This is a genomic window from Arthrobacter sp. H5, from assembly GCF_000520595.1.
In the GTDB taxonomy this organism is placed as follows: domain Bacteria; phylum Actinomycetota; class Actinomycetes; order Actinomycetales; family Micrococcaceae; genus Arthrobacter_D.
Genome location: NZ_KI915026.1, coordinates 1 through 3,042, shown reverse-complemented (window position 1 = coordinate 3,042; position 3,042 = coordinate 1). Strand labels below are relative to the sequence as shown.

Sequence of the window (3,042 nt, the reverse complement as noted above, 5' to 3'; positions counted from 1 at the left end):
CCGCAGCCGCAGTGGTTTGCGGACTATGCGGTGGAGGCCCAGGAATCCGTGCCCGGGTCCACACTCAACTTCTACCGTCAGGCTCTGGAACTGCGCGGGCGGCTGCAGGCCGAGGAGAAACTCGAGTGGATTGAGGGAGGGCCGGATGTGGTGGCTTTCCGCAGGCCCGGAGACTGGGTGTCCGTGACGAACTTCGGGTCTGAGCCAGCCCCGCTTCCTGCGGGACGGGTGCTGCTGTCCAGTGGTGTTCTTGATGGCTCCGGCGTGCTTCCGCCCGACACCTCGGTGTGGCTGCAGGAGGATTGAGTAGCAACGTTTTCTCCCATGGTGTGGCACCTGCCCTGGACAGGGTGGGTGCCACACCATGGGATAACCCACCGGCCAGATGCAACGCGTTGCATCGCGGCACGGCCAGCGGGATAGCGCAGAGCGTGGGACGAGGGGAGCCCGGCACGCTTCACAATGTGGGCGTGGTTAGTCTTCGCTGACCTGATGGCGGAAGCGGTCCCGTTTGGTGTGGAGGTCCCAGAGGACGCCGGCGAGGACATCGGGGTCCTTCTCGGGATCGCCAGCTTCGATGCGGCCCCCGATGATCAGCTGGGAGACCTGGATGCCTTCCTCGCCGAGGACCTCGTTGAGGAGCTGCACGTAGGCGGCCTGTCCGGCGAAGGCCACGGAGGTGCCGGTGACGTTGCGTCCCGGTTTGACCGCCGAGCCGCCGTTGACGAAGAGAATGGTGCCGCGGTTCTCGCCAAGGAACCGCATGCCGGGAACCACCTGGTGCACGGCAGCCACCGGTCCGTAGATGGAGAACTCGATGGGCCCAACCAGGTCTGCCGGGGTGGTTTCCAGCACCGGGCGCATGAAGTCCTTCTGCGGTAACGGGCTGTACTGCAGCACCTCGATGGGGCCGAGGGTCTCGGTGACCTGCTCCAGCGCCTTGGCGATCGAGGCCGGGTCCCGCACGTCGGCGGTGAATCCCTTCGCGTGGACGCCCTCTTTCGCGAGGTCTTCAGCGAGCGCATCGAGGCGCCCCTGGTTCCGTGAGATCAGCCCAACGGTGTAGCCCTCAGCGCCGAAACGCCGGGCTACGGCGGCCCCGAGTCCTGATCCTGCTCCGATAATCGCAATAGTTGTCATACTTCCTGCAAGAACTCAGGCCGTCGAAGTATTCCAAAAGGCCTTTTCCAATACCGGGAAACCGGCCGTTGGTCGCCCCTAACCGCGGTCGGTGTACCTGCCCTCTGGCCTCACCGGTGAAGGATTCGTGACAGTGACGTAGGTTCCCCGTGTGTGGACCTCGCCAGCGAATTTGATGGTGACATAGGTTCCCTCCGTCTGCGTGTGGGGGTTGCGTGTCGTGACGTACCGTCCACCGTTCAGTGGCCGTGGCTGCCCGGGTGTGGCAGATTCTTCGCGGACTGGTGCGCTGCGGGTAAGCAGTGACATGTGTTCTCCTTTTGAGCATGGCTGATGGCCATGCGGTTCAGTTGTGCGTTGGATTTTGGTCAGTACGGATCCAGGCATGCTGATCCGTTTGACCTACTTTTTGATATCGCTGGAGCTCAGGCGGTTTGCGGTGCTCTGTTGCTCTGGCATGTGCGGCACAAGCCGTTGAAGGTGACTTCTGCGGAGAAAATGGTGAATCCTGAATCATCGGAAGGGGTGAGGCAGGGTGCCTCGCGGATGACACAGTCGACGTCCTGGATCAATCCGCAGCCAATACACGCAAGATGGTGATGGTTGTCTCCGACCCTGCATTCGAACAGTGCCGGCGAGTCAGGTGGATCGAACCGCCTGACTAATCCCGCGCCGGTAAAAGCCGCGAGAATACCGTAGACAGCCTGGGCGGAGGTTCCGCTCAGGCTCTTTCGCACCTCGGCAAAGACCTGTTCCGCACTCGAATGGGGCGCATGCTGCAGGACGTCCAGCACTGCCACCCGCGGTGCTGTCACCTTCAAGCCGGCCCCCCGGATGGTGCTCCGAAGGACATCCGCGTGGGTTTGGGAACCGGGGCCGAGTGCCATAGCTCAACGGTAGCAGTTGTTTTGAGTCTGTCAAAACAACTGACTTGGCGGCACGATGGTCCGGGTAGCCTTGGGCCATGACCGAGACTTACACGTACGACGTCGAGGTGCTGCACCTGCTCGTGTCGCCGTCGCACGCTTATTTCGGACGGGCACGGGACGGCGCCGCTGAGGTGCCCACCACCGATGCAGACCGGGTGGAGCTCGTGGCCGGCAAAGGAATCGTGGGCGACCGGTTCTTCGGGAAGGCTGCCCACATGGATGCGGCCGTGACCCTGATGGCTGTCGAGGCTCTTGAGGAGATGGCTGCGGAAATGGGCGCGGGTCCCTTCGACCCGTTATTGACTAGACGGAACGTTGTTCTTAGAGGTGCCCATCTGCATCCACTCCTGGGGCAGGAGTTTGAGCTTGAATCGCGCGGTGACCGTGTCCGGCTGAGGGCAGGTCGGCCTGCCCACCCCTGTGTCTGGATGGACAGGATGCTGGCTCCCGGAGCGCACGCCGCCATGCGTGGGCGCGGGGGCGTACGTTGTCAGCCGCTTTCGAACGGCGCCCTGCACATGGGGCCGGCCGTGCTGATCAGCCCGGTTCCACTTGAGCCGGAACGAGCGGGTGAAGCTTCAGTTCGGCGGCCGTCGCGGCTGCCGTAGACCAGGGAGCGCTGGACCAAAAGTTTCCAAATTTTTTTTCACCCACTCGATCCGCCTGTTGGCGGGCCAAAGCCTGGCACCTGAATTCAGGTCACGGATTAATCTCAAAGTCATACCAATCCGGTAACGGGGGTGGTCCCGAAGTGCTTAACGTCCTCTACCCCAACAGAAATATGGAGGCAGTAACATGCGAAACATTTTCAAGAAGTCCCTGGCAGTAGGATCCGTAACCGGCCTGATGCTTGTTGGAGGCGCCGGTATGGCCAGCGCTGACAGCGGGGACAACACGGAAACGCGTGTGGACGAGGTTGCCCAGGTGACCGACAACAACATCACCGATAGCGGCAACCTGTCGCTGGATAACA

At 62.2% G+C, this 3,042-nt stretch carries 5 protein-coding genes; 2 read left to right on the top strand and 3 right to left on the bottom strand.

The genetic code is table 11. From position 1 onward, the window contains the following. The coding region (locus tag Y708_RS26395) for a DUF3459 domain-containing protein (RefSeq protein WP_035776876.1) at positions 1-306 on the top strand (306 nt) is incomplete at its 5' end. Between the two features lie 168 nt (positions 307-474). Here the strand turns inward: Y708_RS26395 and Y708_RS0119065 are convergent. The 3 genes from Y708_RS0119065 to Y708_RS0119055 form a co-directional block, all read right to left on the bottom strand. After that, positions 475-1,140 carry an SDR family NAD(P)-dependent oxidoreductase gene (locus Y708_RS0119065; RefSeq protein WP_028281153.1) on the bottom strand — a complete coding sequence of 222 codons (666 nt, stop codon included), beginning with the start codon at positions 1,138-1,140 and terminating at the stop codon, positions 475-477. Positions 1,141-1,218: 78 nt separating this feature from the next. Then, complete coding sequence (locus tag Y708_RS0119060; RefSeq protein ID WP_028281152.1) at positions 1,219-1,449, bottom strand: hypothetical protein; 231 nt, start codon at positions 1,447-1,449, stop codon at positions 1,219-1,221. A 116-nt stretch (positions 1,450-1,565) separates the two neighbouring features. Then, positions 1,566-2,027 (bottom strand): Fur family transcriptional regulator, encoded by a 462-nt coding sequence (locus Y708_RS0119055; RefSeq protein WP_028281151.1) that lies wholly within the window; start codon positions 2,025-2,027, stop codon positions 1,566-1,568. 77 nt (positions 2,028-2,104) lie between these two features. Here Y708_RS0119055 and Y708_RS0119050 point away from each other — a divergent pair, with 77 nt between their 5' ends. Then, positions 2,105-2,677: an MOSC domain-containing protein gene (locus Y708_RS0119050; protein WP_028281150.1), complete on the top strand. Its 573-nt coding sequence runs from the start codon at positions 2,105-2,107 to the stop codon at positions 2,675-2,677. Positions 2,678-3,042 lie beyond the last annotated feature (365 nt).

Excerpts from the sequence above, each read along its gene's own strand:
- Y708_RS0119065 (WP_028281153.1), bottom strand. The coding sequence starts at position 1,140 with ATGACAACTATTGCGATTATCGGAGCAGGATCAGGACTCGGGGCCGCC.
- Y708_RS0119060 (WP_028281152.1), bottom strand. The coding sequence starts at position 1,449 with ATGTCACTGCTTACCCGCAGCGCACCAGTCCGCGAAGAATCTGCCACA.
- Y708_RS0119055 (WP_028281151.1), bottom strand. The coding sequence starts at position 2,027 with ATGGCACTCGGCCCCGGTTCCCAAACCCACGCGGATGTCCTTCGGAGC.
- Y708_RS0119050 (WP_028281150.1), top strand. The coding sequence starts at position 2,105 with ATGACCGAGACTTACACGTACGACGTCGAGGTGCTGCACCTGCTCGTG.